The organism is Natronorubrum halophilum, assembly GCF_003670115.1.
GTDB lineage: Archaea > Halobacteriota > Halobacteria > Halobacteriales > Natrialbaceae > Natronorubrum > Natronorubrum halophilum.
Genome location: NZ_QQTY01000001.1, coordinates 940,629 through 966,309 on the forward strand (window position 1 = coordinate 940,629; position 25,681 = coordinate 966,309).

Below are 25,681 nucleotides of genomic sequence, written 5' to 3' on the forward strand. Positions count from 1 at the left end.
CCGACGGAGAATTGCCCTCACTCGAGTCGGTGCCAGCGCGGCGCCGACTCGAGGCTCGGCAGGACCGACTCCAGATCCAACTGCGCGGCACCGTAAAATCGCTGCCGGCCGACGGGGGTGCGGACGCGCAACACGACGGTGTTCGTCGTCACTCGAAAGATCGACAGCAGCCATGACCGTCCTGACTGCTCCCACTCGCTGTGAAGCGTCGCATCGTCGTCGTCGACGACGCGTGACCCCAGTTCCCAGCTCAGCCGCGATAGATGCGCCAGATCGATCGGGACGGCGTCGGGAAGGGATACACCCGTGGCACCACCCTGTTGGAAGCCATGCGTAGCCATACCACGAGCATCACCGCTCGAGCGGAAAAAGCCATTCATCCAGTTTTCTTTATAAGTAAGTCGTCGTTTCGACGGGAATCGACCCCCCGCTACGGGGGATCCGGACACCTGTCGCTCGGCGCTCGAGTCGAGTATCCGTCCATCGACGGTCGGCGAACGGACCCGGATCGCCGCGGTCGGTTCCGTACACCGGAGCGGGACGGGCGCGACGCTAGTCTCCGGGCGCGGATTCGGGGCGGTACGCGCGACTGATCGCTTTCCAGTGGCCGGCCTCGAACCGGTAGTAGGTGACGACGGCGGGGACGAGCGTCTCGAGGAGCAACGCGGCGTAGAGCGCGCCGATTCCCAGCGGCGTCACGACCTCGAGGGAGGGGATCGGGACCGAGACGGCGCCGAGGAAGGCGACGGGGAGCGCGAAGACGTACAGGCCGAGTACCTGCCCGTAGAACGGCCAGCGGGTGTCGCCGCTGGCGCGGAGCGGGCCGGTCGCGCCGCCGCTGACGCCGCGGAAGACGACGCTCACGCAGGCGACGGCGATGAACGTCGTCACGAGCGGCAGGATCGCCGGGTCGTCCACGAAGACGCGACCGACCTGCTCGGCGAAGACGAGCACGACCGCCGCGCTGACGAGGTAGACGCCGACGCCGAACCAGAGGACCTCTCGGCCGTACGTGTCGGCGTCCTGCTCGTCGCCGATGCCGAGTTCCTGTCCGACCAGGCTGCTCGAGGCGAGCGAGAAGCCCCAGCCGGGAGTATCCATCAGATCGCGAACGCGCCGGGCGACGACGTAGGCGGCGAGAACGTTCGGGCCGAAGAACGCGACGATCGCGAGCATCGGGAACTGCGCGCCACGCCGGGCGACGTTCGTGAAGACGAGCGGTGTGCCGATGCTGAGGACGTCCCGAACGTCGGCGACCGTCGCCTGCGGCCACCCGAGACTGAGGGTCACCGGGAACTCGCCGACCAGCGGCAGTCGGCCCGTGGTGAATCCGGTGACGAACGCGGCCAGGACGACGACGTTCGCGACGACGGTTCCGATCGCCGCGCCGACGACGCCCATCCCCAGCCCGAAGATCAACGCCGCATTGAGCCCGACGTTGACGAGGGCGCCGCCCGTACGGAGCATCATCGGCGTCCACGCGTCGTCGGCACCGACGAGCGTCCGGCTCCCGATGAGATTCAGCGCCGCGAACGGGACGCCGATGGCGACGACCCTGAGGTAGTCCGCGCCGTACGCGATCGACGTGGCGTCGTTCCCTACGAGTGCGACCAGTCCGTCAGGAACCAGCCAGTAGAGGGCGGCCAGCGGGAGCATGATCGCGACGACGACGAGACCGCTGGTCGTCACCGCCAGCGAGACCTCCTCGGCGCTCCCGCCGGTGTAGCGCTGGGAGACCAGCCCGATCGTCGCGCCGGCGATCCCGCCGCCGATCCCGAACGCCAGCCCCCAGAAGGGGGTCGCGAGCCCGACGCCAGCGATGGCTGCCGGCCCGAGGGCGATCCCGACCATCGCGATATCCGCCGCGGACTTGGACATCCGGGCGAGTCCCGTCACGATCCGCGGCCACGCGAGGTCGGTCGTTCGCTCGACGCGTCGCGGTTCGATTACCCCGAATCGCGCGAGCAGCGAGCCGACTGCAAGGAGGAACCAGCGGAACGGGTTCGGGAGGGTACTCCATCGAAAAGACACGACCGTGGGTTTGGGTTCTGGCAATAAAGGACTTGATATCGGGGAAGACACCGAGAGATGTTCGCATTTTCTCGGGAAATTATACCATGATCGTTCATCGAGATACGAGACTGTTCGTTCGCGTCACACCGACACCGTCACCGCTCTCGAGACGCCGCGGTCGACCGACGTTTTTACCCTCGGCCCGCCAACTGCGAGTATGGAACGCAAGGAGTTTCGCGATCTCGCCTCCCCCGATGACGCGCGTGCGGCTATCGGCTCGCTTTCGCTCGAGGGCGGTATCGACCGCGTCTCGCTCGAGGACGCCCGCGGGCGGGTGATCGTAACCCGACTCGACGCCGAACTCGACGTGCCGGGGTTCGACCGGGCGAGTCTGGACGGCTACGCCCTCCGGGCGCGGGACACGTTCGGTGCGGACGAGGCCGATCCGGCGCGACTCGAGGTCGTCGGCGAGGTCCACGCCGGCGAGAAACCCGACGTCGAACTCGAGGACGGACAGGCCGCCGAGATCTCGACGGGTGCGGTGATGCCGTCGGGAGCGGACGCGATGGTTCCGGTCGAGCGCACGGATACCGACGGATCCGGCGACGGCGGTACCGACGTGCTGATTCGAACGTCGGTCGCACCCGGAGACAACGTCATGTTCGCCGGCACGGACGTCGCCGCGGGCGAACGCGCGCTCGGTCCTGGAACCCGAATCACGCCCCGCGACATCGGATTGCTCTCCGCACTCGGGATCGACGAGGTTCCCGTTCGCGGGAAACCGCGAGTCGGCATCGTCTCGACGGGCGACGAACTCGTCAGGCCGGGCGAGGACCTCGAGAGCGAGCGCGGCGAGATCTACGACGTCAACAGCTACACGATCGCCGCGGGGGTCGAGGACGCCGGCGGGGAGGCGGTGCTCTACCCCCACGCCGGCGACGAACGGGACGAGATGGAGCGCGTACTCCGGGAGGCCGCCGGCGAGTGCGACCTCGTGCTCTCCTCGGGATCCACCAGCGCGAGTGCGGTCGACGTCATCTACCGCGTGATCGAAGAGCAAGGCGAACTGCTGCTCCACGGCGTCAGCGTCAAACCCGGAAAGCCGATGCTCGTCGGACGCCTGGAGTCGTCGGCCTACGTCGGCCTTCCCGGCTACCCCGTCTCCGCGATGATGGTCTTTCGAACGTTCGTCGCGCCGGCGATCCGCGAGGCTGCGGGGCTGCCCGAGCCCACGGCAGCGACGATATCGGGGCGGATGGCCCGCCAGGAGCGGTACGGGGAAGGACGGCTGCGACTCATGCCCGTCGGCGTAGTCGGGGATGCGACCGGCGATCCCCTCGTCTACCCCGTCGATAAGGGTAGCGGCGCGACCACCAGCCTCGCCGAAGCCGACGGCGTCGTCGAAGTCGATCCGGAAACCGACTATCTCGAGGCGGGCGAATCCGTCGCCGTCCGGCTCTTTTCGCCGGACGTCCGGCCGCCCACGCTGTTGGGCGTCGGCGAGGACGACCCCACGCTGAACCGGCTGCTCGACGGCCTCGAGAACCCGCGCTACCTCTCGGTCGGTTCGCGGCCGGGCGTCCGGCGACTCCGAGAGGGCGTTCCCGACGTCGCCGTCGTCGCCGGTCCCCTCGACCGCGATATCGAGGCGACCGAACTCGGGCGCTGGAGCCGCGAGTGGGGACTGATCGTCCAGGCCGGCAACCCCCGCGAAATCGAGGCGCTGGCTGACGTGGTTGATCGCGACCTGCGCTTCGTCAACCGGACGACCGACTCGGGGCTGCGCTCGAGTCTCGAGGCCGCCGTCGACGATCTCGCGGCCGATCGCGACGCCAACGCTCGCGACGTCCGCGGGACGATCGACGGCTTCGATCTCGGGCTTCGAGCCCACGAAAGTCCCGCGCGGAAGGTCATCGCGGGCGAGGCCGACGTCGGCCTCGGACTGCGCGAGACCGCGGATCGACTCGACCTCGGCTTCGTCCCCGTCGGCGAGCAGTCGGTGCGAGTCCTCGCGAACCCCGACCGCACGGGCAAGGACAGCGTGCGGGAACTGAAAACGGCACTCGAGAGCGGACCGAACGGCGACTGACGAACGCCGGATATATTTCAACAGAATCGACAGTCAGGACCGTCGGAACAGTGATTTTTACGCCCGTACGGTGTACCCATCGTGATGTCGACGATAGCCGAGTTCCGGCTACCAGCGGTGGAGACGACACTGGGAACAGCGATCGAACACGCAGCCGGAGCCACGTTCGAACTGGAGTCCTCAGTATCGAAAACGCGGCCCTCTCTTTGGGTATCCGGTGTCGACCGCGAGACGGCCAATGCCGCCTTCGAGGCGGATCCGTCGGTCGAGGAGTATGACTTACTCGTCGAAACCGAGTCGAGACTGTTGTTCGACGTGAGCTTCGTCGACGAGACGATGGGACTCCGCGACGAACTGCTCGCCGACGGCGGCTCCCTCCTGGAGATGTGGGGCACCGACGGCTGGTGGCAAGTCAGGGTCCGATTTCGCAGTCGGGACACGCTCACCGACGCCTACGACCGACTCGAGGAAGCGGGGATCTCCGCCGACCTCCGGCGGGTAACCGACGTCAGCGGCGTCACGGACGACGAGACCAGATTGACCCCCGAGCAACAGGAGGCCCTCGAGGCCGCACTCGAGCACGGCTACTTCGAGATACCGCGAGGGATCTCGATGGAGGAGCTGGCGGGCGAACTGGGCATCTCCCATCAGGCGCTCTCCGAGCGGTTTCGCCGTGCCTACGAGACGCTGGTCGACGACGAACTCCAGCCGGCGGGCGAACAGTCGCGCGCCGAATAACCGGTCGCTCGAGACGGACGACGGCGCCGGGACCATCTGCGTGGCCAACGTTTACAGCGACCAGCGTGGCAGACGTCATCGCATGCTCGAGCTTTACCAGGCGGAACGCTGTCCGCACAGCACGGACGTCAGAGCGACGCTCACGGATCTCGGCGTCTCGTACGTCATCCACAACCCCCGCCGACCCGGCTCCGAAGGCGGCGACGTACTCAACGAACAGACCCAGCAGGCGATGACGAAACTGGGCGGTAAGGACTCGATTCCGTTCCTCGTCGACACCGATCGCGAGGAAACGCTCTACGAGAGCGAGGAGATCATCGACTACCTCGAGCGCCACTACGGGTGAGGCGCGGACGACCGCGGCGACGAGGACGCGAGAACGCGTCGTCGATCAGTCGCCCGAGTGAGAGGGCAGCAGATCGTGAACGAAAACCTCGTGAGGGACGTCGGGGAGCTGCGGCGGGACGACCCCCTCGCTCGAGTCGATCGTGTGTCCCGTCTCGACGTGATGTTCGATCGCTCGTCGCGATCGGACTCGAGCCGCTGGTTCGTCGGTCTCGCTCGTCCACCAGTCGCAGTTGAGACAGTACTTCATCGCGTTTCTGACTCTACCTGGAAGTGAACTGGTGAATCCTTTTCGGTCTCGCTCGGACCGAGCGCACTCGCCGAAGCGTGGCTCGACGAGCGGCGTTCTCGACTCGAGAGCGCGACTCCGTCGCCCTCAGAACAGTTCGTCGAACGACTGCACGCGGTAATCGCCGCGCACGCACTGCCCCCGGCGTTCGTGGCCGACGCGTTCGACGTGGATCGCGTCGAGGCCCGCGTTCCAGGCCGCGCCGACGTCGTTGGCACCGTCACCCGCGAGCACGCCCTCGTGGCCGTTGTTGCCGACCCCGAGATCGTTCATGACGGACTGAACGGGGGCGGGGTCGGGCTTCCAGCCGGTTTCCGGGGTGCAACAGAGTCGCGCGTCGAACCAGTCCCGAATGTCGAGGTGATCGAGAACCGGCTCGCAGAGGAACCGTTGACAGTGCGTGACCAGCCCGACCGGCTCCTCGAGGTCGGCGACGAACGCCGCGTCCTCGTGAAGGTAGGTCTGTTCGGCCCGGACCTGCGGATCTTCCTCGTCATGGAAAGCCGTCCAGAACTCGTCGGGGTCGACGCCCCACTCCCGGAGCTGTCGGTCGCGAGAGCCGGTCAGACCGCTCCAGAGGATATCGGCCTCCCGGTCGGTGAACTCGCGACCGAGCCGGTCGCCGACTCGGTCGAACACGTCGCGGGTGTACGACCACTCGACGTCGACGAGCGTTCCGTCGAGATCGAGCAGCCAGAAGTCGTACTCGCAGTCGACGGCCGTCGCGCCATCCATCGGACGCTGAGGTACGGCCGTCTCGGATAAAGGTGTATCGCCCGTCACGTCAGGACTCGTCGGCTGTTTCCGCCGCTCCGTCCGCGTCGGTAACCCTGATACTCGAGCCCAGATACTTCGAGAGCACCTCGTCGACGTTTTCGGCGTTGAACGCCTCGAGATCGGCCGCGATCGCCTCCTTCAGCGCCGTGAAGTACTCTTGGTCGACCTGCAGTTCGCGAAACGCGACCGACTCGACGGACTCGCCGAGCCACTCCTCGGCGAGTCGGCGACCGTGCGCCTCGTCGCCCACCTCGCCGCGCCACAGCGTATCCCGGAAGAACAGCCAGCCCTCGCGGCCGGGTTCCGGAGCCTCGCGAAAGACGGTTACCGTCGTCCGGGCCGACGACGACTCGAGGCGGACCGACGACTCCTCGGACTCGAGGCGGAGCCGTGCGCGGAAGACGTACCGGGCTTTCATCGGGAGCGACGGTTAGGCGTCTCGCTCGGATTCGATCAGCTCCGCCATCTCGATGTCATCGCCCGTGATGCCGCCTTCCTCGTGGGAGGTGAGTCGGATCTCGACTTCGGCGTACCGGATGATAATCTCGGGGTGGTGAAACTGCGCCTCGGCGATCTCACCGACCATCTGCGCGAAGTTGACGCCGCGGAGGTAGTCGTCGAACTCGTAGGTTCGAACGATCTCGTCGCCCTCGCGATCCCAGTCGTCCGGAAGCTGTGACTCGATTTCGTCGTCGGAAAGCAGATCAGCCATGCTCGCTGGAACGGCGCGCAATCAGATAATAATTGTGCCACGCGGGTTCGTCGGGGCGGCTATCGGCCCCGACCGAGGCGGGGCAAATCCGCCCCGCTCGAGGTCAAAAACGGATCACCGACAACGACTTATCGACGAGCGGAGTACGTGCTGGCAATATCATGTGCGATCTGTCTGCGGACTGCTCGAACGACGGAACGTGTCAGCTCGTCCTTCGAAACGAGCACACGGGAATCGAAACAACCGAGTATCACTGCAAAGCACATCTCGTTCTCCGAATCTGGGAAGTCGAAGCGGACGACGATCTGAGCGTCGTCAGCGCGACCAAACTCTGGAACTAACTACTACCGACGCAGTTAATCGTCGTCAGTCGCCTCGAGTTGCGGTTTGACGGACATCGTACCGGGCGTCAACGGTGACGCCATCGGCCCGTCGTCGCCGCCGAAGTCGGGATCGAACAGTTGGAGCGCGGTGTTGATCGTGCTCCAGTCGTCCTCGGCAGCGGCTTCTCGCAGGCTCTTTGTCGGCGGCGCGAGCAACTGATTGACCAGCGCGTCGGCCATCGCTTCGACGACCTCGCGCTGGTCCGCGGAAAACTGCTCCCCGTCGAGTTGCGAGAGCGCCGTCTCGAGTTCCCGCTCTTTCATCCGGTTTGCGGACTCGTACATCGCGGCGATCACCTCGTCCGCGCGGGCTCGTTTGTACTGCTCGCAGAGCAGTTCAAACTCCCTGTCGATCATCGACTCGACCTCGCGAGCCGCGTCGGCGCGTTGCTCGCGGGTTTCCGTGGTAACCGACTCGAGGTCGTCGAGATCGTAGACGGTCACGGTCGACAGCGAATCGGCGGCCGGAACGACGTCGCGCGGTTGGCCGAGGTCGACGACGACCTGCGCCGGACCGGTGCCGCCGTCACCGCCCGTGCCATCGTTTTCGCGCCCGCTATCGGCGCTCTCGAGCTGTCGCGGCTCGAGCACCGGCTCCGCGCTTCCGGTTGCCGTGATGACGACGTCGACCTCGCTCGCGACGGTGTCGAGCGCCTCCAGGGGCACGGCGTCGGCCGCCGCCTCGAGTTCGCTCGCGAGGTGTTCGGCGTGTGAGACGGTTCGGTTCGCGACGACGACGGTCCCAACGCCGGCGTCCGCGAGACTGCGAGCGGCGAGTCGTCCCATCTCGCCGGCCCCGACGACGAGGGCGGTGGCCCCCTCGAGCGGAACGTCCCGGGCGGCGAGCGTCGTCGCCGCCGAGCCGAGCGAGACGACGCCCTCGTTGATCCCGGTCTCGGTACGGGCGCGCTCGCCGACGTGGATCGCCTTCGTCACGGCGGCCTCGAGCATCTTCCCGATGCCGCCGGCGTTGCGGGCGTCCTCGTAGGCCGTTCGGACCTGTCCGATGATCTGGTCCTCGCCGAGGACGACCGACTCGAGTCCGGATGCGACGCATAGCAGGTGGTGGAGGCTCTCGTCGTGGTCCGTCAGGACGACCGCATCGTCGTCGACCGGCGCGAAAAATTCCTCGAGGGCGGCCCGTCCGACGTCGGCGTCGGTGCCGACGACGTAGGCTTCGACCCGGTTGCACGTCGAGAGCACGTACGCCTCTTCGACCGCCGGGACGGAACAGAGGTCGGCGACGCCGGCCCGCTGGCTCTCGGGGCTGGCAGCGGCGAGATCGTCGACGCTGCCGCTCTCGTGAGTTACTCGACCAGCGGTCACGACCCCGGCCGGAATCACGGCCGGTCACCCCCGTGGGGCAGTTCCTCGGCCAGCACGTCCTCGATCACTTGCTCACAGTTAGGAGTACCCGTACGTAAAGCTGTCCAAAGGGCCGGGGAATTGACGACATCGGTGACGATCTGCCGTCGTCGCTCGGGCGGAACGTCCCGCGCTTTGAGCTCCGTCCGGAGCCGTCCGCAGACCGTCGCCATCTCGCCCGCTCCCGAGAGCGTCTCCTCGAGTTCCGCTCGGAGGTGCTTGCTCAGCGCGGGCGCGGTTCCGCCGGTTGCGATCGAAACGACTACCGGGTCCTCGCGCACGGTCGCCGGAACCACCACGCTACCGGAATCGCGTCCGCCCGCCCGATCCGCGCGGTTGACGAGCACCCCGCGGTCTCGAGCGGCGTCGGCGACGGCCTCGTTGACCGCCTCGTCGTCCGTCGCGGCGACGACCAGAGCGGGCGCAGTCCGCTCGAGCCAGTCGGCGACATCGGCCGGTTCCGGCGCGGATTTTATCAGTTCGGCGCCGCCAAAGTCCAGATCGGCGAACTCGGGGCTGACGACGAGCACCTCGGCTTCGCGAGCGAACCGTCGGGCCTTTCGAGCACCGACCGGACCGCCGCCGAAGACGAGTACCGTCGCATCCGTGAAATCGTGCAAGAGTGGGATCATGCTGGGAAGTGGGCCATCGACCGTGGGTGGTTACTCGGATTCGGTGTTGGCTTCAGCGCGCTCGTCCAACCGAATGCCCGTCTTCTTCAGTATTTGCGTCGAGAACAGCGAGTCCCAGTCGTCGTCTGTGACGTCCCAGTAGTCGGCCATGGTGTCTCGAACCTGGTCGATGCGCTGTCGGCTCTCTTCCTCGCTGCGGCCGTGGGTCATCGCGAAGAAGTTGTACGGCCAGACGCCCTCGTGGCGCGGCCGCCGGTAGCAGTGCGTGACGAAGGGCAGGGCGGCGACCGCCGGGCCGACCTCCTCCACGAGGTCGTCCGGGACGTTCCAGACCGTCATTCCGTTCTCCGTGTAGCCCAGCGCGTAGTGGTTCGGGACGACGCCGATCCGGCGGATTTTTCCCGCCCGCTCGAATCGGTTGATCGTCTCGATGACCCACCGCGTCTCCTGGCCGATGGCGTCGGCCACGTCCGCGTACGGCGTTTCGGTGAGGGGAAGTCCGCCCTGGACCTCGAGGACGAGATCGCGTTCGGCCGGCGTCAGCGCGGATCTGCCCGTCGAGGGGACGTCGGGTCCCAGGTCGGTGCAGTCGATACCCGCGCTCGCACCGTCCTCGCCGTCGAGGGGGCCGTCGACGTAAAACTTCGCCTCGACGCGAAACTCCTGTTCCTTCGGGAGGTTGTACGTCTCCTGGCCGGTCTCGGCTTCGATCTCCGCGAGCACTTCGTCGACTCGCTCCTCGTCGGCGACGCTGAGGACGAACCAGACGTTCAGGTGCGGGTGCTCGCGCTCGTAGTTGTGGGCCACCTCGCGGTAGGCGTTGACCTGCTCGACGACCTCGTCGAACCGGTCTTCGGGTGCGTGCATGGCTACCAGCGTCGCCGCGCCGCCGATCTCCTGGGCGTTGACGAGCGGGCCGAATCGCGAGAGGACCCCGCGCTCGTCGAGGTCTCGAATCGTCTCGAGCAGTTCGGTGGCGTCGATGTCGACCCCGCGATCGCACATAGCGGCTGCGGCGGGCTCGAAGGGACGCTCCACGACGGGAAACCCGCCCTGATAGGCGTTGACGACCGCCCGTTCGCGCTCGGTCAGGTCGACGTCCGTGGTCATACCTCACCGTCGGGAGGCCCGCGGCATAAACGAACCGGGACGGCGCTCGAGTAGCGGTCAAGGGGGAGACTGGGGGTGCACTCGATTTGCGGTCGCGCCCGCGTCTCGATCGGGCGTCAGAGACATCGCCCCGGTCCGCCCGGACCCGTGCGCTGGCTCGCAATGAACCTGAGCGATCGTCTTATTCGCCGCGAACGCCGGTCACGTCGTAGCCCAGTTCCCGAACGTCCTGGAGGATCGCCTCGTGGTCGGCGCTTGCCTCGTAGTAGATGACGATATCGAAGCTACCCCCGCGCAACAGCTGTTGGCACTCCCAGACGAACGCCTCGTCCTCGAGGGTCAGTCCCTGATGCTGGTTCGAGGAGAAGTCGGGGTCGTCGTTGCCCGAATAGACGTAGCAGTCTTTCGGGTCGTACCCCGAGTGCTCGGCGATGATGTCGCCGACGTCGATCGTCGCCTGCATCATCCGAACGTCTTCGCTGCCGTCGTGGTCCGTGTGAACGATCGCACCGTTGAGTTCGACGTCGCCGGGCTCGAGTAGCGTCTTGGTCCGCTGATAGAGGTCGTCGTCGATCGCGTCTGCCATTGCTCGAGCCGAGGGCTCCCGAACGGATAGCCGTCACGATTTCCCGGGCGGACACTCACCGGAACGGAACGTTGTGCCGTGATAGGACACGCAAAACACATAGGGTTCGATGACCTCTAGGCGAGTAATGAAGCGGTGGCTCCGTCAGCGCGTCGATGCGGCCTACGAAGGGGTGCTCTCGAGAGAGATTTCGGGCGCGCCGACCCACGTTGCGGTGATCCAGGACGGGAACCGCCGATACGCCCGACGGAACGGAGAAGCCGCCCACGACGGACACCGCCAGGGTGCGCAGACGACCGAGCACGTCCTCGAGTGGTGTCAGGATATCGGCGTCGAGGAACTGACGCTGTACACGTTTTCGACGGAGAACTTCGATCGATCGGACGAGGAGAACGAAGCGCTGTTTGATCTCCTCTGTGAGAAGCTTCGACAGTTCGCCGACGCCGAGCGCGTCCACGACAACGAGGTGCAGATCCGGGCGATCGGCGAGGTCGAAAAGCTTCCCCAGCGCGTTCGCGACGCCGTCGACTACGCCGAACGACGTACTCGCGACCACGGCCAATTCGTCCTCAACATCGCCCTCGCGTACGGCGGTCGCTCGCAGTTGCTCGAGGCGGTCCACGACGTCGCCACCGACGTTCAGGCGGGGAGCCTCGAGCCCGACGAAATCGACGTCGAGACGATCGAGGACCGGCTGTACGATCAGCCGGTTCGCGACGTCGACCTGATCATCCGGACGGGCGGTGACGAGCGGACCTCGAACTTCCTGCCGTGGCACGCGAACGGAAACGAAGCCGCCGTCTTCTTCTGTACGCCCTACTGGCCGGAGTTCTCGAAAACGGACTTCCTTCGGGGCATTCGAACCTACGAACACCGCGAGGAATCGTGGCGACGGACCCGCGCTCGGCGGGCGATCGCCCTCCTCGGGGCGATCAGCGATCCCGAACTCGTCGAGGCCAAATCGATCGTCGAGCGGTTCCGCGACTCGCTTCCGACGTCCGAACAGCCCGACCCGGGGGACCTAGACGACGAAAGCGAACAGGTCGACGGGATCGACTCGAGCGGACGGGCCGCCGACTGAACGGGCGAACCCCACGGAGCGCAGTCGGTTGGCTGTGGTCGGCGTCCGACTTCCGCGCTTCGAGCGAAGTGTCCGTTCGGAGCCTGTACCGTCTGTCTACGGCACTCACCGCAAAGTCTTTATATATTAATAATTTTATATCAAGGAGAATGTCACAACCACACCTCTCCATCGACGTCGATCGGTTCACGCAGCGCACTGGCCTCGCGGTCGAGACCGCGTACGCACTGCTCGCGTCGTCGCACACACGGCTCACGCTACGCGCCCTCTCGAGGTGTGAGCCGCCCGTGACCCTCGACCGGCTAGCGGCGGCAGTTGCGCAGTTGGACGCCGAGTTGCGCCGGTCGGCGGCCCGTATCCTGCTCGTACACGTGACCCTTCCCAAACTCGAGGAGTACGGCGTCCTCGAGTACGAACTGCGTTCGAATGGCTTGCAGCTAGAAGGGCCCGTCGTCGGGCTCGACGAGCCCCTCGGAGCGGGTCCGGAGTTACGCGACCCGGCCGAGTGGATCGAGCCCCAGGATTCCGTCGACTAGCGTGTTTCGGTCGGCGGCGGTACCACTCCCGTCCGTGATCCGTTCTCACGACCACGTCGGAATGAACGCTCGCTATCGGCCGAACCGTCGCGACCGGTTGCAGTACTCCCTGACCGCCCGTAAGAAGTCCCGTTTCCGGAAATCACGCCAGTTAACGTCCGTAAAGTAGAGCTCCGAGTAGACCGACTGCCAGATCATGAAATCGGAGAGTCGTTCTGCGCCGGTCTTGATCACGAGGTCCGGTTCGGACGGAAAAATGAGGTGTTCTTCGACCCGCTCGTCGTCGATCTCGTCGGGTTCGAGTTCGCGCGTTTCGACGCGTTCCGCGAGCGTTCGGACCGCGCTGGTAAACTCGTGTTTGCCCCCGAGACCGATGCCGATCCGGATCGGGGCGTCCGCGCGGGTCCGATCCGCCGGCCCGCGAACGGCCACCTCGTGAGGGGCCTCGAGCGTCTCGAGTTCGCGCTGCAAGGCAGGGACCGCCGCGGCGTCGAGGACGCTGACGTAGACGGTGACCTGCGAGGCGTACTCGAACGCCCACGCGAAGAAGTCCGTGAGCGTTTCGTAGGCCCCTCGCTCGAGCAGGTCGCGCTCGGTAATCACGAGCGCGACGTGGTCGGGGCTCTCGGCGCCGTGGCGGCGAATTCGAAGAGCGAGGTACCGTTCGTACAGTCCCACGTGCTTGCGTTTCCGGGCCGATACTATAGGCGTACGGATTTCTGTCACCGACAGCAGTTCGGTCGCCGACTTTCGTCCGGCGTCGAGACCGGTCGTGATCGCGGACGGACCGTCACTCGAGTCGACGAGAAGAGCCGGTTGACATACCGATCACCGCCGCTCCCCGCCGTCGGAGAAGCGCTCGTGACCGGCCGATCCGAACACGGTATCGCGTCTCACTCGGGGAATTCCGCGGCGTCACCGGTGAACGGAGGTCAAGAACCTTCAAGTAAACGCCACAGAAAGGACTCGATATCGTGACAACACCCGTTCGGCGAGCAGGCGTGTTCGCGATCCTCTGTACGCTCGCACTCGCCGTCCCACTTGGTGGCCCCTGGGTCGGGATCGTCATCGCAGCCGCCATCGTTGTCGGCGCGTTCGCCGTGACCGACGGCCCGCTCTTCGATCTCCTCGCGTATCCCGGTGACTACGAGGACGGCCGTCTCTACGGGCTCATCACCTTCGCCCTCGCAGCCGTCGCGCTCGGCATCGTTGCGGCCACGACGTCGATGTCCGTCGCCGTCTTCGTCGGAACCGTCCTCCTCATCGGATACGGGAACCTTGCGGAACAGATCGCTCGCCGTCGGACGGACGACGACGTCCTCCGTTCGGGGGCCTTCTGTCTGGTCGCGACCGGCGGTGCCGTCGTCGGACAGACGCTCACACACGAGTTCACCGACAGCATCGGCCCCCTCGAGTCGGTCGCGTCGACATTCCCCGCGATGATCTTCCTCGGCGCGAGCGGCGCGTTGCTCGCCGCGTTACTCCGTGACGTCCTCCTTTCTCACGACGACCCGATCGTGATGCTCGCCGTTGGCCTGCTCTGCTGGCTGCTCGCCGAACTCGAGCCGACCCTCACCACGGCGGGAATCGTCGCGGCACTCGCGATTACCATCGCCCTCGGCTACGCCTCCTACGCGCTCGAGACGGCCTCGATCGCGGGGATGCTCACCGGAATCCTGCTCGGCCTGCTAACGATCGTTCTCGGCGGATACGGCTGGTTCGTCGTCCTCATCTCCTTTTTCGGGATCGGCGGCCTCTCGTCGAAATTTCGGTACGAACAGAAAACGGAACTCGGCGTCGCCGAGGACAACAACGGTGCTCGCGGCAGCGGCAACGTTCTGGGCAACGCCGCCGTCGCGATCGTCGCGGTACTGGGCTACGCGGCGAGTTCGGCGACGCTGTTTCCCGGTGATCCCGATCCGAACCTGTTTCTGTTCGCGTTTACCGGCTCCGTCGCGACCGCGATGAGCGACACCCTCTCGAGCGAGATCGGGAGCGTCTTCGAGACGCCGCGGCTGATCACCACCTTAGAGCCCGTCGAACCCGGCACCGACGGTGGCGTCACGTGGCAAGGCGAGATCGCCGGTCTCGCGGGCGCAGCCGTCGTTGGCGGCATCTCCTACGCGCTCTTTCCGGAGGTCACCGCCGTCGGTGCGGCGATCATCGTCGCCGCCGGTATCGTCGGCATGACCGTCGACAGCCTCCTCGGCGCGACGCTCGAGGGGAACGTCCTCGGCAACCAGGGCGTCAACTTCCTCGCGACGCTGTCCGGCGCATTGATCTGTGCGCTGCTCGTGCTTTCGTTCGCGATGCTCGGGTAGTACGCTCGACAACGCAGTTCCAGTTCGTAGATGAATCGTTTCGGTCGAACGGGCACATTGAACGCGACGAGCGGTCTCGAGTGCCGAAAGTACCGCACCGACACCGTGGAGGCGTCCGTCAGCGGCCGACGTCAGCTTCTGTCGGGCGCTTCCTCTGCGACGTCGTCGATCGCGTGAATCCTGACGGCGGTCGGCCGTTTGGTGAACTGCCCGAGCGACCGCGCGATGACCCGTTCGACACCGCGGTCGGCCGCCAGATCGAGCAGTTGTTGACTCAAAATCCCGTCGAGGATCATCGTCGTTGGCTCCGTCTCGAGCGCTTTGAGGGCGTCCGCCGCGTCGTTCGCGTCGGTCTCGTCGACGGTATCGTTGTCGGCGTCGAGGAATCGAACCCGGTCGGTTCCCGCTCGAATGACGTCCGTTGCGTGACCGTAGACCGTTTCGGGTTCGGCGGGTTCGTCCGCCGACTCGGCGGTGTTCTCGATCGCGGTCCGTGCGTTGGACGCCGTTCGCCGGTGTCCGGTTGCGGCGTCGGAGTCGCCGTTCGAGCCGTCGTCGTCGGCAGCGCCACCGGTCACACCCGTGTCGGAAGCCGCGTTCGCCGGACTCGCCGCCGCGGCGTTCGAGTCGGACGGCTCGTCGATCGTTGGTGGCGACGCGACGGGGGAGCCGTGATCGGCATCGGTCTCGGTCGGCGCTGGTGCCGGTGTCGAACTCCCGTCGGTCGCGGCGACGGCGTCCCTGGGCTCGTTCATCCCCGAGACGGTGTCGTAGGGGACCTTGTTCCGCAGCGCTGCAAACAGCTGGTGGTGATCGAGTTCCTCGACGGAACTCCCGGAGGGGGCGAAGGCGACGTAATCGATGTCGCCGACCTGCGAAAGCTCCTCGAAGATGAGGTCGCCGCCGCGGTCGCCGTCGAGAAACGCGGTGACGGTACGGTGGCGGGTGAGCTCCGCAACGGCATCGGGAACGTTGGTCCCTTCCACCGCGATGGCGTTTTTGACGCCGTACTTGAGCAGCGTGAGCACGTCCGAGCGCCCCTCGACGACGATGATCGCGTCGCTGTCCGTCACGCGGGGACCGGCAGGGAGCCCCTCGTACTCCGTGATATCCTCGACGCGGACGTGTTGGCGCACCTCCGCGAGGATCTCCTCGGAGCTCATGACGGTGTCGTCGAACCCCGTCCGGAGGAGTTCCTTCGCGCGGTCGACGACCTCCTTTCGCTTCGCCGCTCGCACGTCCTCGATCTCGGTCACCTCGAGGTCGGCCCGGCAGGGACCGACTCGGGTGATCGTCTCGAGGGAGGCGGCAAGCGTCGCGGTTTCGACCTTGTCGAGGCTGGTCGCGATAGTGAGGTGGCCGTGTGACTGGCCGCCGGTACTGGTTATTTCGACGTCGATGCGGCCGACTTTCTGTGACTGGCGGAGATCGCGGAGATCGAGTTCGTCGCCGAGCAACCCTTCGGTCTGGCCGAAGATCGCGCCGACGACGTCGCTCCGCTCGACGATTCCGTCGGCGGTCACGTTCGCGTGGATGAGATATTTCGACGTGTCTTCCATGGGAATCTGTCCCGCGGTACCGCGAACACGGTACCACAACGGTTTATGTGGATTTTGGATCGTGACGGGGAAATAGCTGTTGACCTCCGAGTCAGCAACTCCGACCGCCAGGGACGGGGAGTTCACGGGATCGGACGGCCGTCGAAGCGGTATATCGTACAGTAGCCGCTGCACGTACTGCACGCCCGATCGCATCTCCGCGGTTCGGAGCGAACGGAGTGAGCGAGAACCGCGGAGATGCGATCGGTGTGTAAATGGTTTCAGGTTGTCCGATAGTGCGACGGACGATACCAGTACCAGTAGCACATGACCGCGAGCAATACGATCAACCCGCCGAGAAAGAAGATGAGGCCGGGCGGGACGGTATCGAAGAGTACCTCGGCGACTTCGGCCCCGCCGTCGCTTACGTCCCCGGCGGATTCGTTCCAGTCGGCGGTCACGACTTCCTCGTCGGCCGGCGTGTCGACAGCGTTCCCGTCGGCACCGGTGTCGGCAGCGTCACTCTCGTTTCCGCTGGTGGTCGTGTCCTGAGCCTCGAAATCCCCGGCCGCTTCGTCGCCGTCGGCCGAGCCGCCTGCATCGCCAGACTCGGTTGTAACGTCCGTAGACTCCGAATCGTCCGTCCCGCTCGTAGACTCCCGATCGTCCGCTCCTGCGGCCGGCGCACCCGCACCCTCCGCCGACGAATCCGCCGCCGACTCGGCCCATCGCGTGAGACCGTACTGGACCAGAAGGCTTCCGCCAGCAAGCGCGCCGATTCCGCCGACGAATCGGGAGAGCGCTTCGCGCAACCGGCTCGCCGTCGACTCGTCGCTCGTGACGATCAGGGGGCCGTCGGTCGTCGCGTAGACGCTCATCTCGTTGCCCCGCGAGGAGTACCACGTGTCGACGACCTCGATGAGTCCGGCGCCCTCGAGGTTTTCGAGGTGGTACCGAACGTTCTGTATCGACGAGTCGATCGCGTCCGCGACGTCGCTCGGCGTCCCGGGTTCGTCCTCGAGTCGCGCGTAGATCTGCCGGGCCGTCGTCGAGGAGAGGGCACCGAACACCGCGTCGGCGTCCTCACCCTCGAGATCGACGACGCGCGGGTGGCCCTCGTTCTGGGCTGGTTCGGAACGGAACGGGAACAACCGGGCCATCTCAGTTCAAATTACATTCGCCTGCCGACACCTATACGCTTTTTCCTCCCTGAAAAATCGATTTTACCTTCCGAAAAACGGGCCCAGAGGCGGCCGTGAGAGATCGATGGTTGAAACTCTTCAATAGTGGCTGTTGAAGGGAAACGGTTACCAACGTCGGGCCACACCACCCCGTATGCGCCGTCTGGAACGCGTGGGCTGGATCACGGCTGCGATCGTCCTCAGCGCGCTCGCGATTCCGTGGATGCTCTGGGGCGACGCGACGGTCGTCGCCGGCCTCCCGCTGTGGCTCTGGTGGCATATCGCCTGGATGGGGATCGCGTCGGTCGTCTTCTGGCTGTTCACCCGCAGAGCGTGGGGAATCGGCATCGAAACCGGCAGCGACGCCGGCGACTCGAGCGACGCGGGCGGCGGACCCGCAGATCGCTCGTCGCGGTCGATCGGCGGGGGTGATCAACCGTGAGCGTCGCCCTGCAGATGGGAATCATCGTCGGGTATCTGTTGCTGGCGCTGGCTGTCGGTCTAGTCGCCTACCGGCTGACCGACCGCACGGCCGAGGACTTCTACCTCGCGAGTCGGACCCTCGGCACCGTCGTCCTGCTCTTTACGACCTTCGCGACGCTGCTGTCGGCGTTTACGTTCTTCGCCGGCCCGGACATCGCCTACGAGCAAGGCCCCGAGTGGATCCTCGTCATGGGATTGATGGACGGGATCATCTTCGCGATACTCTGGTACGTGATCGGCTACAAACAGTGGCTGCTCGGCCGGCAGTACAGCTACGTGACGCTCGGGGAGATGCTCGGCGACCGATTCGCCTCGAGACGCCTGCGCGGCCTCGTTGCGGGTATCAGCCTGCTGTATCTCTTTCCGTACGTCATGCTTCAGCAGGTCGGCGCGGGCACCGCGCTCGAGGCGCTTACCGAGGGTGCCGTACCGTACGCCGTCGGTGCCGGGCTGATCACCGCGTTCATGATCCTCTACGTCGTCGTCGCCGGGATGCGCGGCATCGCCTGGACCGACACCCTGCAGGGCGCGTTCATGCTCGTCACCACCTGGATCGCCCTGCTCTGGGTGCTCGCCGCCGTCGGCGGTCCCGGAGCCGCGACGTCGGCGCTCGAGCGCGAGACGGCCGGCCACCTCGCGCTCGGCGGCGGCCTGTACACCCCGCAGTGGATGCTCTCGACGGCGATCACGATCGGCTTCGGCGTCGCGATGTTCCCGCAGGTCAACCAGCGCTTTTTCGCCGCCGGATCGAAGACCGTTCTCAAACGGTCCTTCGTCCTCTGGCCGATCCTCTGCGTCCTGCTGTTCGTCCCCTCGTTCATGCTCGGCGCGTGGGCCGCCGGCCTCGAGGTGGCGATCCCCGAGGGCGAGAACGTCCTCCCCGTTATCCTCGCCGAGTACACGCCCGTCTGGTTCGCCGCGCTCGTCATCGCCGGCGCGATGGCCGCGATGATGTCCTCTTCGGATTCGATGCTGCTCTCGGGCTCGTCGTACTTCACCCGAGACCTCTACCGACCGTTCGTCGACCGCGATCTCACGGAGCGACGCGAGGACCTGCTCGCCCGGATCGGCGTCGTAGTCTTCGCGACCGCATCCTTCGGGGCGAGCCTGATCAATCCGGCGACGCTGTTCGAACTCGGCGACGCGGCGTTCAGCGGCTTCGCACAGCTCGCCTTGCCCGTACTCGTCGCCCTCTACTGGCGGCGGACGACTCGAGCCGGGATCACGGCCGGAATAGTCGCCGGTCAGCTGTTCTACCTCTCGAGTCTCTTTCTCGCCGTCGTTCCCGACACCTACGCCGGCTGGACGGCCGGTATCGTCGGCATGGGCGTCAGTCTCGTCGTCACCGTCGGCGTCTCGCTGGTCACGACGCCGGCAGCGGACGAACGGCGGGCAATCTACTTCGAGCACACGGGATCCGACTGAACGAGTCTCCTACCGCTACGCTCGAGGGCGGCCGCGAGCACCTTGCCCACGTCACCGAAACTTTGTATCTCGTCACCGTGGACACGGCCATGGATCTCGACCTCGACGGCAACGGCGCACTGGTAACGGCCTCCTCGAGCGGCCTCGGATTCGCGAGCGCGCAGGCGCTCGCCGAGGAGGGCGCAAACGTGATGATCTGCGGGCGCGACGAGGAACGTCTCGAAAACGCTCGCGAGGAACTCGCCGAGACGGCCGAGGGGGAGGTACGGGCCACGCCGACCGACCTCACCGACCCCGACGAGGTCTCCCACCTCGTGAGCGAGACGGTCGACGCCTTCGGCGGCCTCGACCACCTCGTCACCTCCTCGGGCGGCCCGCCGAGTACGACCTTCCTCGAGACGGACGAACAGGACTGGTACCAGGCCTACGACCTGCTGGTGATGAGCGTCGTCTGGACGATCGAGGAAGCCCGCGAGCACCTGCTCGACTCCGAGTACGGCTCGATCACCTGCGTCACGTCGCGGACGGTCCGCGAGGTCGCGGACGGCCTCTTGCTGTCGAACTCGGTCCGTCGGGGCGTGATCGGCCTCGTGAAGACGGTTTCGCGGGAGTTCGCCCCCGAAATCCGCGTGAACGCGGTGCTACCGGGGACGATCGAAACGCCCCGAATCGAGGAGCTCATCGAGGCGAACATCGAGCGCGGCGTCTACGACGACTACGAGGACGGACTCGCGACTCTCGCGGACGATATTCCGATGGACCGAATCGGCGAGCCCCGCGAACTGGGCGATATCGTGACCGTGCTCTCGAGTCCGCGCTCGAGTTTCGTCAACGGCGTCGCGGTGCCGATCGACGGCGGGCTGTTGCGGAGCTAGCGGCGAGTTCGTCGCCCGTGCGGGACGCCGCCGTGAGCGTTTCGTAGGCTCCTCGCTCGAGCCCATTCCGCCTCAGTAGCGAAATCTACGTGTGACGACCCTTACGTCTCGACCCGTTCGAGCACGATTCGGTCTTCGAATCGACCCCGCTCGCTTGCTTTCTCCGAGCGAAGGGACGACAAGCGATCCGCCGAAACCCCGTGGTGCTCCCGGATCGCGTGAACTACTTCTAGGACATCGGCCAACTCGGCCATCTCTTTCCCGTCCCGAAACTCCGCGACCTCCTCGTCCAGTTTCTCGAGGAGGCGTTGCTCGTACTCCTCGTCGTCCGCGGTGTGAACGACCGGCGTCTCACCGTTTCGTTCGATGCGTTCCGGAATACCGTCTCGCACCAGTTTATCGTATTCTCGCCCCATAGGCCCACTCCACGCGTCGCCGTCTTTTGGATTATGGTGTCGAACGGGCGTCGGAACTACGAGTTCCGGCTGGACGAACGCAGTTGAAACGGATCGGAGAGCTGACCGGCTAATCTGCCGAAATTTCGCAGCTGCCTTCGTAGGAGACATCGTCGACCGACTCGATCTCGGCGTCCTCGCCACAGACCGGACAGGACGGGTTCGACAGTATATCGACCGTCTCGAAGGTCATGTCCATCGCGTCGTACATGAGGAGTCGCCCCTCGAGCAGGTCGCCCTTCTCGAGCAGGTACTTGACGACCTCGGTGGCCTGAATGCAGCCGACGGTGCCGGGCAGGACGCCGAGCACGCCGGTGGTAGCGCAGTCGGGGACGGTGCCGGGTTCGGGCGCTTCGGGGAAGAGACAGCGATAGCACGGCGGCGAGCCTTCGGACGCCGAATCGGCCTCGCTCGAGTCGTCGCCGCGGTCGTTCGTGAACGTCGTGACCTGCCCCTCGAAGCGATAGATCGCGCCGTGGGAGAGCGGCGTGCCGGTGAGCACGCAGTGGTCGTTGAGCAGGTATCGCGTCGCGAAGTTGTCGCTGGCGTCTAAGACGACGTCGTAGTCGTCGACCAGTTCTGCGACGTTGACCGCCGTGAGGCGGGTCTCGTGGGTATCCACGTCGATATCCGGATTCAGGCGGGCCACGTAGTCGGCCGCGCTGTCGACTTTCGGCCGACCGACGTCGTCGTCGCCGTGGATGATCTGGCGCTGCAGGTTCGACCGTTCGACGACGTCGTCGTCGACGATGCCCAGTCGGCCGACCCCCGCCGCTGCGAGGTACTGGATCGCCGGCGATCCCAACCCGCCCGCGCCGACGACGAGGACGCTCCCCTCGAGCAGCCGTTGTTGGCCCTCGGGTCCGATTTCGTCCATGATCACGTGTCTCGAGTAGCGATCGAGTTGGGTCGCATCGAGGCGGAGGTCGCTCATACTCGGTAGTTGGTGCGAGAGCGAGAAAAATCCGCGGGTCGATCCAGCGCTGGCGCTCGGGCGGACGACCAGCGCGTGTTGCGTGTCTGACGGTTGTCGCGTTCGTCGAGCGGTCGAGGCAGATCTGTGGGTGAACCCGACGTTTTAATAGTGTGGTGTGCGTTCACATAGCTATGGCAACCTCACCCAACGGTGCCGGTGACGATGTCGTTGATCAATTCCTCGCAGATCACGGTCACACGGTAGAACGAGTCGGGTGGGAACGAGAGTATAACAAGAAACAGTGCCCCGAGTGCGGCGGCTTACACGATACGGCCGCCAATTCCTGTACCGTCTGTGGCTGGGAACCGACGTTGTAGCACCACACCCTACGCTCGTTTTCGACGACGCTATCGCGGCTTCGTACCGGACTGTCTCGGAGCACCACGCTCCTGAGAGACCGTCCCAAATATTTTCAACCATCGTCATACGGTACAATTATAATATATTGTTTTCAATAGAAGTTCTGAGGATTACCAATGCCCGAATGCCAGAACTGCGGTGCGTTCGTCACGGACGCGTACGCCCGGGTGTTTACCCCTCGAGGTGTCGACGATCCACGTGTCTGCCCCGACTGCCAGGACAAGATCCGCGACGGCGCCGACATCCGAACCGCCCGCTCCCCGCGGAACCCCTGAGGCGATCGACGACCGGCCGCCGTCCGTCGAGTTCGCCGGACGGACGGGGCTTTTCTATTGACGAAAATCCACGTGACTTATGGGTATTGCGCCCTTGAATAGCTACAATGGCTACCACGGAGACGAAGGTTACCCGGTTGTTCGGTGGTCCGGGCAGCGGCAAGACGACCGCCCTGCTCGACCACGTCGAAGAAATCCTCGAGCAGGATGGCGTGACGTTCCGGGATATCCTCGTCGTCTCGTACACGAGAGCGGCCGCACAGGAAGTTCGCGAACGACTGGCCGAACGACTCGACGAAAGCCCCCGTGCGCTGCAGGGCAACGTCTGTACGATGCACGCGAAGGCCTACGAGTTGCTCGACCTCTCTCGAGCCGACGTTATCGGCGAATCCGACAAGGAGGAGTTCTGTGACGATTACGGCATCGACTACGAAGACGAGTACAGCGGTGCCGGCCGCCGTACCGCCCGCTCGACGACGATCGGGAACAAGATCATCGCGACGAGCCAGTGGCTCCAGCGGACCAGCCGCGACGTCTCCGACTGGTACGACGTTCCCTTCCAGTGGGACGAGGAGGAAGTTCGGCTCCCCCCGGAAATCGACTCCAACGCCCAGGAGGGAAACAAGTACACACCGACGTGGCCCTCCGACGACGACAGAATCGACGTCCCCGAAGCGATCCGCGCCTGGCGCAACTACAAGGGTGAGGAAGGGAAAATCGGCTTCGCGGACATGTTAGAACGCGTCAAACAGCGCTCCCTGCTGCCGAGCGTCGACTACCTGGTGATCGACGAGTTTCAGGACATCACCACCCTCCAGTACGATGTCTACGAGGAGTGGAAACCCCAGATGAAACAGGTGTTGATCGCCGGCGACGACGATCAGGTCGTCTACTCCTGGCAGGGTGCCGATCCCGCGCTCTTGCTCGACGAAGAGGTCGACGAGGACGTCATCCTCCCGAACTCCTACCGACTCCCTTCGAACGTCCTCAACGCGGTCAACAAGGAGATTCGCCATATCGAGATGCGACAGGACAAGGATCTCAAACCGCGCAAGGAAGGCGGCGCCGTCGAGGCTCGAGCGAACGCGTCCATGCTCGACGTCGTCCGGAACGTCCGACGGACGCTCATCGAGAGCGACGGCACGATCATGATCCTGTTCCGAGCGCGCTACCAGATGTTCCAGTTCATCGACGAATTCATCACCGAGGGGATTCCGTTCACCTCGCTGACCGACCAGCGGATGTGGACCGACCGACTCACCCAGTACGTCCGCGCCGTCGAGGCCATCGACAAGGGAGACGACGTCACCGGACTGCAGGCCCGCCGACTCGCCGACATGCTGCAGGATTCGGCCTTCGGAACGACCGAGCGCGACGAACTCTTCGACGAAATCGACGAACGACAGGAAGAGACCGGCATCGATGACCTCGAGGAGCTGATGATTCCCGCCGAAGTCGTCCGGGACCACGCGCCGTTCATGCCGGGTCCCGCCTCGGCCTCGGACATGGTTCGGAAGGTAACCAACTTCCAGAAAAAGAGCATCCGATCGTACTTCGCGATCGGCGAGTACCTCAAGATGGAGACCGACCGCGTCCGCGTCGGTACCATCCACTCCGCCAAGGGACGTGAGGCCGACCACGTCATCGTCGGCACCGACCTCACCGAGAAGGTCGTCGAGCAGATGGTCGCAACCGTCGACGATCCCACGGACATCCCCGGCTGTGAGGAGTTCACCAAGACGACCTCGCCCGTGCCCGTCCTCACCGACAACGAGCGCCGCGTGTTCTACGTCGGCATGTCCCGGGCCCGCGAGCGCCTCGTCCTCCTCGAGAACCTCGTCGACGGAGCCCCGACCCTGCCGATCGACGTCCTGCTCAACAACCGGCTGACGGACGCGAGCATGGAAGAGTTGGTCGAGCAGGCCCAGCAACCACAGGACACCGACGCGGACGGCGAAGCGATCGAAGCCGAAGCGCCGTGACCGGCGTCGACGCTGGCTCCGACGACGGTGTCGGATCTCCCCTCGAGTCGCTCGTTCGCGAGACGCTCGAGGCCCGCGACGCCGTCGCGTTCGTCCACGCCGGCGGGCGCGACGATCCGGCCGTTCGGTACTGCTGGGCGACGCTCGAGCGCGGCGCAGTTCCCGAGCACGGCGTCGTCGCAGTCGGGTTCGACGGCGAGGAGTGGATGACACACACGAGTCGGGACGCGTCCGCACACCCCGCTCGGACGCTCGGCTCCCAACTGGCCGGCCGCGTCGAAACGGCGACGCTGCTGACGCCGCCACGGATCCCGCACGACGCCGCCCTCTATCTCGAGAACGACGGATTCGCGCTCGCCTCGACGGACGTCATAGAGCGCGCTCGAGCGACGAAGACGCCGGCCGAACGCGACCGAATTTCGACCGCGCAGGCCGCCGCTGGCGCTGGAATTCGGCAAGCCGCATCGCTGCTCGCGAACGCAGCGATCGACGACGGCCGACTCGTAGTCGACGGCGAGGAACTGACGCCAGGTCGGCTCCGAATCAGTATCGATGAGGCCGTCGTCTCGGCCGGCGCGTTTCCCGCGGGCAACACCGTTATCAACCCGGATCCGGGACACGCGCCCTCGAGTCTCAGCGACGGCGGTACCGCCCTCCGCCCCGGCGAGCCGATCGTTCTCGAGACGGCTCCCCGCGGTCCGGGCGGCTACTACGGGGGGCTCGTTCGGACGCTCGTCGTCGACGGCGACGGCGGCCGAGAGCGCCGAGCCCACGTCGGGGTGACCCAATCCTTCCAGTCGGCGCGGGCGATGTTGACGGCGGATACGGAGTCCGTCACGAGGATCGAAGCCGACCTCGAGGCCGAGGTCCGCGCCTTCGGGTTCGGCGAGGCCGACGAGGTCGAAACGCGCGTCGCCGGTGTCGGCCTCGAGCCCCGCGAACGGCCGCTCGAGGGCGGTACCGAGGTCGAACCTGGAAGCGTCGTTCAACTCGAGTCGGCCGTTCGCGTCGACGACGATGGCGGCTGGCTCCGGATCGCAGATATTCTGGTGAAAGGAGAGACGGGAGAGCGGCCGGAAGTTCTCCCGGCACCATCGCGCTCGCTCGAACCGACGGCGGTGCTCGAGGAGTAGCGGGACTGCCTCGAGTAGGCA

At 65.7% G+C, this 25,681-nt stretch carries 29 protein-coding genes; 14 read left to right on the plus strand and 15 right to left on the minus strand.

What is annotated here, in order from left to right; all coding sequences use genetic code 11:
• Positions 1-17: 17 nt before the first annotated feature.
• Together DWB23_RS04455 and DWB23_RS04460 are read right to left on the minus strand one after the other, a co-directional pair.
• Positions 18-341, minus strand: coding sequence for a hypothetical protein (locus tag DWB23_RS04455; RefSeq protein WP_121741579.1), 324 nt, complete (start codon positions 339-341; stop codon positions 18-20).
• Between the two features lie 211 nt (positions 342-552).
• Positions 553-2,031 carry an MATE family efflux transporter gene (locus DWB23_RS04460; protein WP_121741580.1) on the minus strand — a complete coding sequence of 493 codons (1,479 nt, stop codon included), beginning with the start codon at positions 2,029-2,031 and terminating at the stop codon, positions 553-555.
• A 199-nt stretch (positions 2,032-2,230) separates the two neighbouring features.
• On the opposite strand from DWB23_RS04460, the gene DWB23_RS04465 reads away from it, so the two are divergent.
• From DWB23_RS04465 to DWB23_RS04475, 3 genes are all read left to right on the plus strand, one after another.
• The gene (locus DWB23_RS04465; protein ID WP_121741581.1) at positions 2,231-4,102 is read left to right on the plus strand and encodes a molybdopterin biosynthesis protein; all 1,872 of its coding nucleotides are present in this window, start codon (positions 2,231-2,233) and stop codon (positions 4,100-4,102) included.
• A gap of 84 nt (positions 4,103-4,186) precedes the next feature.
• Complete coding sequence (locus DWB23_RS04470; protein WP_121741582.1) at positions 4,187-4,840, plus strand: helix-turn-helix domain-containing protein; 654 nt, start codon at positions 4,187-4,189, stop codon at positions 4,838-4,840.
• 82 nt (positions 4,841-4,922) lie between these two features.
• A complete protein-coding gene (locus DWB23_RS04475) occupies positions 4,923-5,186 on the plus strand; it encodes a glutathione S-transferase N-terminal domain-containing protein (RefSeq protein ID WP_121741583.1) in 264 nt (87 codons plus the stop codon).
• A 45-nt stretch (positions 5,187-5,231) separates the two neighbouring features.
• Here DWB23_RS04475 and DWB23_RS04480 read toward each other — a convergent pair whose 3' ends face one another.
• The 4 genes from DWB23_RS04480 to DWB23_RS04495 form a co-directional block, all read right to left on the minus strand.
• Positions 5,232-5,435: a hypothetical protein gene (locus tag DWB23_RS04480; protein WP_121741584.1), complete on the minus strand. Its 204-nt coding sequence runs from the start codon at positions 5,433-5,435 to the stop codon at positions 5,232-5,234.
• Positions 5,436-5,561: 126 nt separating this feature from the next.
• The gene (locus tag DWB23_RS04485; protein ID WP_121741585.1) at positions 5,562-6,209 is read right to left on the minus strand and encodes an HAD family hydrolase; all 648 of its coding nucleotides are present in this window, start codon (positions 6,207-6,209) and stop codon (positions 5,562-5,564) included.
• 49 nt (positions 6,210-6,258) lie between these two features.
• Positions 6,259-6,669: an LWR-salt protein gene (gene lwrS / locus DWB23_RS04490; RefSeq protein WP_121741586.1), complete on the minus strand. Its 411-nt coding sequence runs from the start codon at positions 6,667-6,669 to the stop codon at positions 6,259-6,261.
• 12 nt (positions 6,670-6,681) lie between these two features.
• The gene (locus DWB23_RS04495) at positions 6,682-6,963 is read right to left on the minus strand and encodes a 4a-hydroxytetrahydrobiopterin dehydratase (protein WP_121741587.1); all 282 of its coding nucleotides are present in this window, start codon (positions 6,961-6,963) and stop codon (positions 6,682-6,684) included.
• A gap of 161 nt (positions 6,964-7,124) precedes the next feature.
• Here DWB23_RS04495 and DWB23_RS04500 point away from each other — a divergent pair, with 161 nt between their 5' ends.
• Entirely contained in the window at positions 7,125-7,304 is a 180-nt protein-coding gene (locus DWB23_RS04500) for a hypothetical protein (protein ID WP_121741588.1), read from the plus strand.
• Positions 7,305-7,319: 15 nt separating this feature from the next.
• On the opposite strand, the gene hemA is transcribed toward DWB23_RS04500, so the two are convergent.
• The 4 genes from hemA to DWB23_RS04520 all read right to left on the minus strand — a co-directional run bounded on the left by hemA (position 7,320) and on the right by DWB23_RS04520 (position 11,039).
• Positions 7,320-8,690 (minus strand): glutamyl-tRNA reductase, encoded by a 1,371-nt coding sequence (gene hemA, locus DWB23_RS04505; RefSeq protein ID WP_121741589.1) that lies wholly within the window; start codon positions 8,688-8,690, stop codon positions 7,320-7,322.
• Positions 8,687-9,343 carry a precorrin-2 dehydrogenase/sirohydrochlorin ferrochelatase family protein gene (locus DWB23_RS04510; protein WP_121741590.1) on the minus strand — a complete coding sequence of 219 codons (657 nt, stop codon included), beginning with the start codon at positions 9,341-9,343 and terminating at the stop codon, positions 8,687-8,689. The genes hemA and DWB23_RS04510 overlap by 4 nt, the downstream gene beginning before the upstream one ends.
• Before the next feature lie 30 nt (positions 9,344-9,373).
• Positions 9,374-10,453 (minus strand): siroheme decarboxylase subunit beta, encoded by a 1,080-nt coding sequence (gene ahbB, locus DWB23_RS04515; protein WP_121741591.1) that lies wholly within the window; start codon positions 10,451-10,453, stop codon positions 9,374-9,376.
• Between the two features lie 181 nt (positions 10,454-10,634).
• Positions 10,635-11,039: a DUF5778 family protein gene (locus tag DWB23_RS04520; protein ID WP_121741592.1), complete on the minus strand. Its 405-nt coding sequence runs from the start codon at positions 11,037-11,039 to the stop codon at positions 10,635-10,637.
• A gap of 127 nt (positions 11,040-11,166) precedes the next feature.
• On the opposite strand from DWB23_RS04520, the gene uppS reads away from it, so the two are divergent.
• Together uppS and DWB23_RS04530 are read left to right on the plus strand one after the other, a co-directional pair.
• On the plus strand, positions 11,167-12,120 hold the full coding sequence (gene uppS, locus DWB23_RS04525; protein ID WP_121741593.1) for a polyprenyl diphosphate synthase: 954 nt from the start codon (positions 11,167-11,169) through the stop codon (positions 12,118-12,120).
• Between the two features lie 149 nt (positions 12,121-12,269).
• Entirely contained in the window at positions 12,270-12,656 is a 387-nt protein-coding gene (locus tag DWB23_RS04530; RefSeq protein ID WP_121741594.1) for a DUF7344 domain-containing protein, read from the plus strand.
• 72 nt (positions 12,657-12,728) lie between these two features.
• Here DWB23_RS04530 and DWB23_RS04535 read toward each other — a convergent pair whose 3' ends face one another.
• Positions 12,729-13,334: an undecaprenyl diphosphate synthase family protein gene (locus DWB23_RS04535; protein WP_121741595.1), complete on the minus strand. Its 606-nt coding sequence runs from the start codon at positions 13,332-13,334 to the stop codon at positions 12,729-12,731.
• Positions 13,335-13,630: 296 nt separating this feature from the next.
• On the opposite strand from DWB23_RS04535, the gene DWB23_RS04540 reads away from it, so the two are divergent.
• Positions 13,631-14,977 carry a DUF92 domain-containing protein gene (locus DWB23_RS04540; protein ID WP_121741596.1) on the plus strand — a complete coding sequence of 449 codons (1,347 nt, stop codon included), beginning with the start codon at positions 13,631-13,633 and terminating at the stop codon, positions 14,975-14,977.
• Positions 14,978-15,108: 131 nt separating this feature from the next.
• Here DWB23_RS04540 and dnaG read toward each other — a convergent pair whose 3' ends face one another.
• The gene (dnaG, locus tag DWB23_RS04545) at positions 15,109-16,536 is read right to left on the minus strand and encodes a DNA primase DnaG (RefSeq protein WP_121741926.1); all 1,428 of its coding nucleotides are present in this window, start codon (positions 16,534-16,536) and stop codon (positions 15,109-15,111) included.
• Positions 16,537-16,796: 260 nt separating this feature from the next.
• Entirely contained in the window at positions 16,797-17,675 is an 879-nt protein-coding gene (locus DWB23_RS04550; protein ID WP_121741597.1) for a winged helix-turn-helix domain-containing protein, read from the minus strand.
• A 175-nt stretch (positions 17,676-17,850) separates the two neighbouring features.
• Between DWB23_RS04550 and DWB23_RS04555 the strand changes: the two genes are divergently transcribed.
• The 3 genes from DWB23_RS04555 to DWB23_RS04565 all read left to right on the plus strand — a co-directional run bounded on the left by DWB23_RS04555 (position 17,851) and on the right by DWB23_RS04565 (position 20,479).
• Complete coding sequence (locus DWB23_RS04555) at positions 17,851-18,138, plus strand: DUF3311 domain-containing protein (protein WP_121741598.1); 288 nt, start codon at positions 17,851-17,853, stop codon at positions 18,136-18,138.
• Positions 18,135-19,604: a sodium:solute symporter family protein gene (locus DWB23_RS04560; RefSeq protein WP_121741599.1), complete on the plus strand. Its 1,470-nt coding sequence runs from the start codon at positions 18,135-18,137 to the stop codon at positions 19,602-19,604. Before DWB23_RS04555 ends, DWB23_RS04560 begins: the two co-directional genes overlap by 4 nt.
• An 89-nt stretch (positions 19,605-19,693) precedes the next feature.
• Positions 19,694-20,479, plus strand: a complete 786-nt coding sequence (locus tag DWB23_RS04565) for an SDR family oxidoreductase (RefSeq protein WP_121741600.1) — start codon at positions 19,694-19,696, stop codon at positions 20,477-20,479.
• Positions 20,480-20,580: 101 nt separating this feature from the next.
• Here the strand turns inward: DWB23_RS04565 and DWB23_RS04570 are convergent, their stop codons facing one another.
• Positions 20,581-20,895 carry a nucleoside triphosphate pyrophosphohydrolase gene (locus DWB23_RS04570; RefSeq protein ID WP_121741601.1) on the minus strand — a complete coding sequence of 105 codons (315 nt, stop codon included), beginning with the start codon at positions 20,893-20,895 and terminating at the stop codon, positions 20,581-20,583.
• 109 nt (positions 20,896-21,004) lie between these two features.
• Positions 21,005-21,868 (minus strand): SAMP-activating enzyme E1, encoded by an 864-nt coding sequence (gene ubaA / locus DWB23_RS04575; protein WP_121741602.1) that lies wholly within the window; start codon positions 21,866-21,868, stop codon positions 21,005-21,007.
• A gap of 173 nt (positions 21,869-22,041) precedes the next feature.
• On the opposite strand from ubaA, the gene DWB23_RS04580 reads away from it, so the two are divergent.
• The 4 genes from DWB23_RS04580 (at position 22,042) to DWB23_RS04590 (ending at position 25,660) form a co-directional block, all read left to right on the plus strand.
• Positions 22,042-22,227, plus strand: coding sequence for an HVO_0416 family zinc finger protein (locus tag DWB23_RS04580; RefSeq protein WP_121741603.1), 186 nt, complete (start codon positions 22,042-22,044; stop codon positions 22,225-22,227).
• A 159-nt stretch (positions 22,228-22,386) separates the two neighbouring features.
• Positions 22,387-22,545 carry a DUF7563 family protein gene (locus DWB23_RS22875; RefSeq protein ID WP_162989746.1) on the plus strand — a complete coding sequence of 53 codons (159 nt, stop codon included), beginning with the start codon at positions 22,387-22,389 and terminating at the stop codon, positions 22,543-22,545.
• Between the two features lie 107 nt (positions 22,546-22,652).
• Positions 22,653-24,527, plus strand: coding sequence for a UvrD-helicase domain-containing protein (locus tag DWB23_RS04585; RefSeq protein ID WP_121741604.1), 1,875 nt, complete (start codon positions 22,653-22,655; stop codon positions 24,525-24,527).
• Positions 24,524-25,660, plus strand: a complete 1,137-nt coding sequence (locus DWB23_RS04590) for a M24 family metallopeptidase (RefSeq protein WP_121741605.1) — start codon at positions 24,524-24,526, stop codon at positions 25,658-25,660. Before DWB23_RS04585 ends, DWB23_RS04590 begins: the two co-directional genes overlap by 4 nt.
• The last annotated feature ends 21 nt before the right edge of the window (positions 25,661-25,681 follow it).

Excerpts from the sequence above, each read along its gene's own strand:
- DWB23_RS04465 (WP_121741581.1), top strand. The coding sequence starts at position 2,231 with ATGGAACGCAAGGAGTTTCGCGATCTCGCCTCCCCCGATGACGCGCGT.
- DWB23_RS04580 (WP_121741603.1), top strand. The coding sequence starts at position 22,042 with ATGGCAACCTCACCCAACGGTGCCGGTGACGATGTCGTTGATCAATTC.
- DWB23_RS04570 (WP_121741601.1), bottom strand. The coding sequence starts at position 20,895 with ATGGGGCGAGAATACGATAAACTGGTGCGAGACGGTATTCCGGAACGC.
- ahbB (WP_121741591.1), bottom strand. The coding sequence starts at position 10,453 with ATGACCACGGACGTCGACCTGACCGAGCGCGAACGGGCGGTCGTCAAC.
- DWB23_RS04585 (WP_121741604.1), top strand. The coding sequence starts at position 22,653 with ATGGCTACCACGGAGACGAAGGTTACCCGGTTGTTCGGTGGTCCGGGC.
- DWB23_RS04565 (WP_121741600.1), top strand. The coding sequence starts at position 19,694 with ATGGATCTCGACCTCGACGGCAACGGCGCACTGGTAACGGCCTCCTCG.
- DWB23_RS04500 (WP_121741588.1), top strand. The coding sequence starts at position 7,125 with ATGTGCGATCTGTCTGCGGACTGCTCGAACGACGGAACGTGTCAGCTC.
- ubaA (WP_121741602.1), bottom strand. The coding sequence starts at position 21,868 with ATGAGCGACCTCCGCCTCGATGCGACCCAACTCGATCGCTACTCGAGA.
- lwrS (WP_121741586.1), bottom strand. The coding sequence starts at position 6,669 with ATGAAAGCCCGGTACGTCTTCCGCGCACGGCTCCGCCTCGAGTCCGAG.
- DWB23_RS04530 (WP_121741594.1), top strand. The coding sequence starts at position 12,270 with ATGTCACAACCACACCTCTCCATCGACGTCGATCGGTTCACGCAGCGC.
- uppS (WP_121741593.1), top strand. The coding sequence starts at position 11,167 with ATGAAGCGGTGGCTCCGTCAGCGCGTCGATGCGGCCTACGAAGGGGTG.
- DWB23_RS04485 (WP_121741585.1), bottom strand. The coding sequence starts at position 6,209 with ATGGATGGCGCGACGGCCGTCGACTGCGAGTACGACTTCTGGCTGCTC.
- DWB23_RS04475 (WP_121741583.1), top strand. The coding sequence starts at position 4,923 with ATGCTCGAGCTTTACCAGGCGGAACGCTGTCCGCACAGCACGGACGTC.
- DWB23_RS04555 (WP_121741598.1), top strand. The coding sequence starts at position 17,851 with ATGCGCCGTCTGGAACGCGTGGGCTGGATCACGGCTGCGATCGTCCTC.
- DWB23_RS04480 (WP_121741584.1), bottom strand. The coding sequence starts at position 5,435 with ATGAAGTACTGTCTCAACTGCGACTGGTGGACGAGCGAGACCGACGAA.
- DWB23_RS04470 (WP_121741582.1), top strand. The coding sequence starts at position 4,187 with ATGTCGACGATAGCCGAGTTCCGGCTACCAGCGGTGGAGACGACACTG.
- DWB23_RS04495 (WP_121741587.1), bottom strand. The coding sequence starts at position 6,963 with ATGGCTGATCTGCTTTCCGACGACGAAATCGAGTCACAGCTTCCGGAC.
- dnaG (WP_121741926.1), bottom strand. The coding sequence starts at position 16,536 with ATGGAAGACACGTCGAAATATCTCATCCACGCGAACGTGACCGCCGAC.
- DWB23_RS04550 (WP_121741597.1), bottom strand. The coding sequence starts at position 17,675 with ATGGCCCGGTTGTTCCCGTTCCGTTCCGAACCAGCCCAGAACGAGGGC.
- DWB23_RS22875 (WP_162989746.1), top strand. The coding sequence starts at position 22,387 with ATGCCCGAATGCCAGAACTGCGGTGCGTTCGTCACGGACGCGTACGCC.
- DWB23_RS04520 (WP_121741592.1), bottom strand. The coding sequence starts at position 11,039 with ATGGCAGACGCGATCGACGACGACCTCTATCAGCGGACCAAGACGCTA.
- DWB23_RS04510 (WP_121741590.1), bottom strand. The coding sequence starts at position 9,343 with ATGATCCCACTCTTGCACGATTTCACGGATGCGACGGTACTCGTCTTC.
- DWB23_RS04455 (WP_121741579.1), bottom strand. The coding sequence starts at position 341 with ATGGCTACGCATGGCTTCCAACAGGGTGGTGCCACGGGTGTATCCCTT.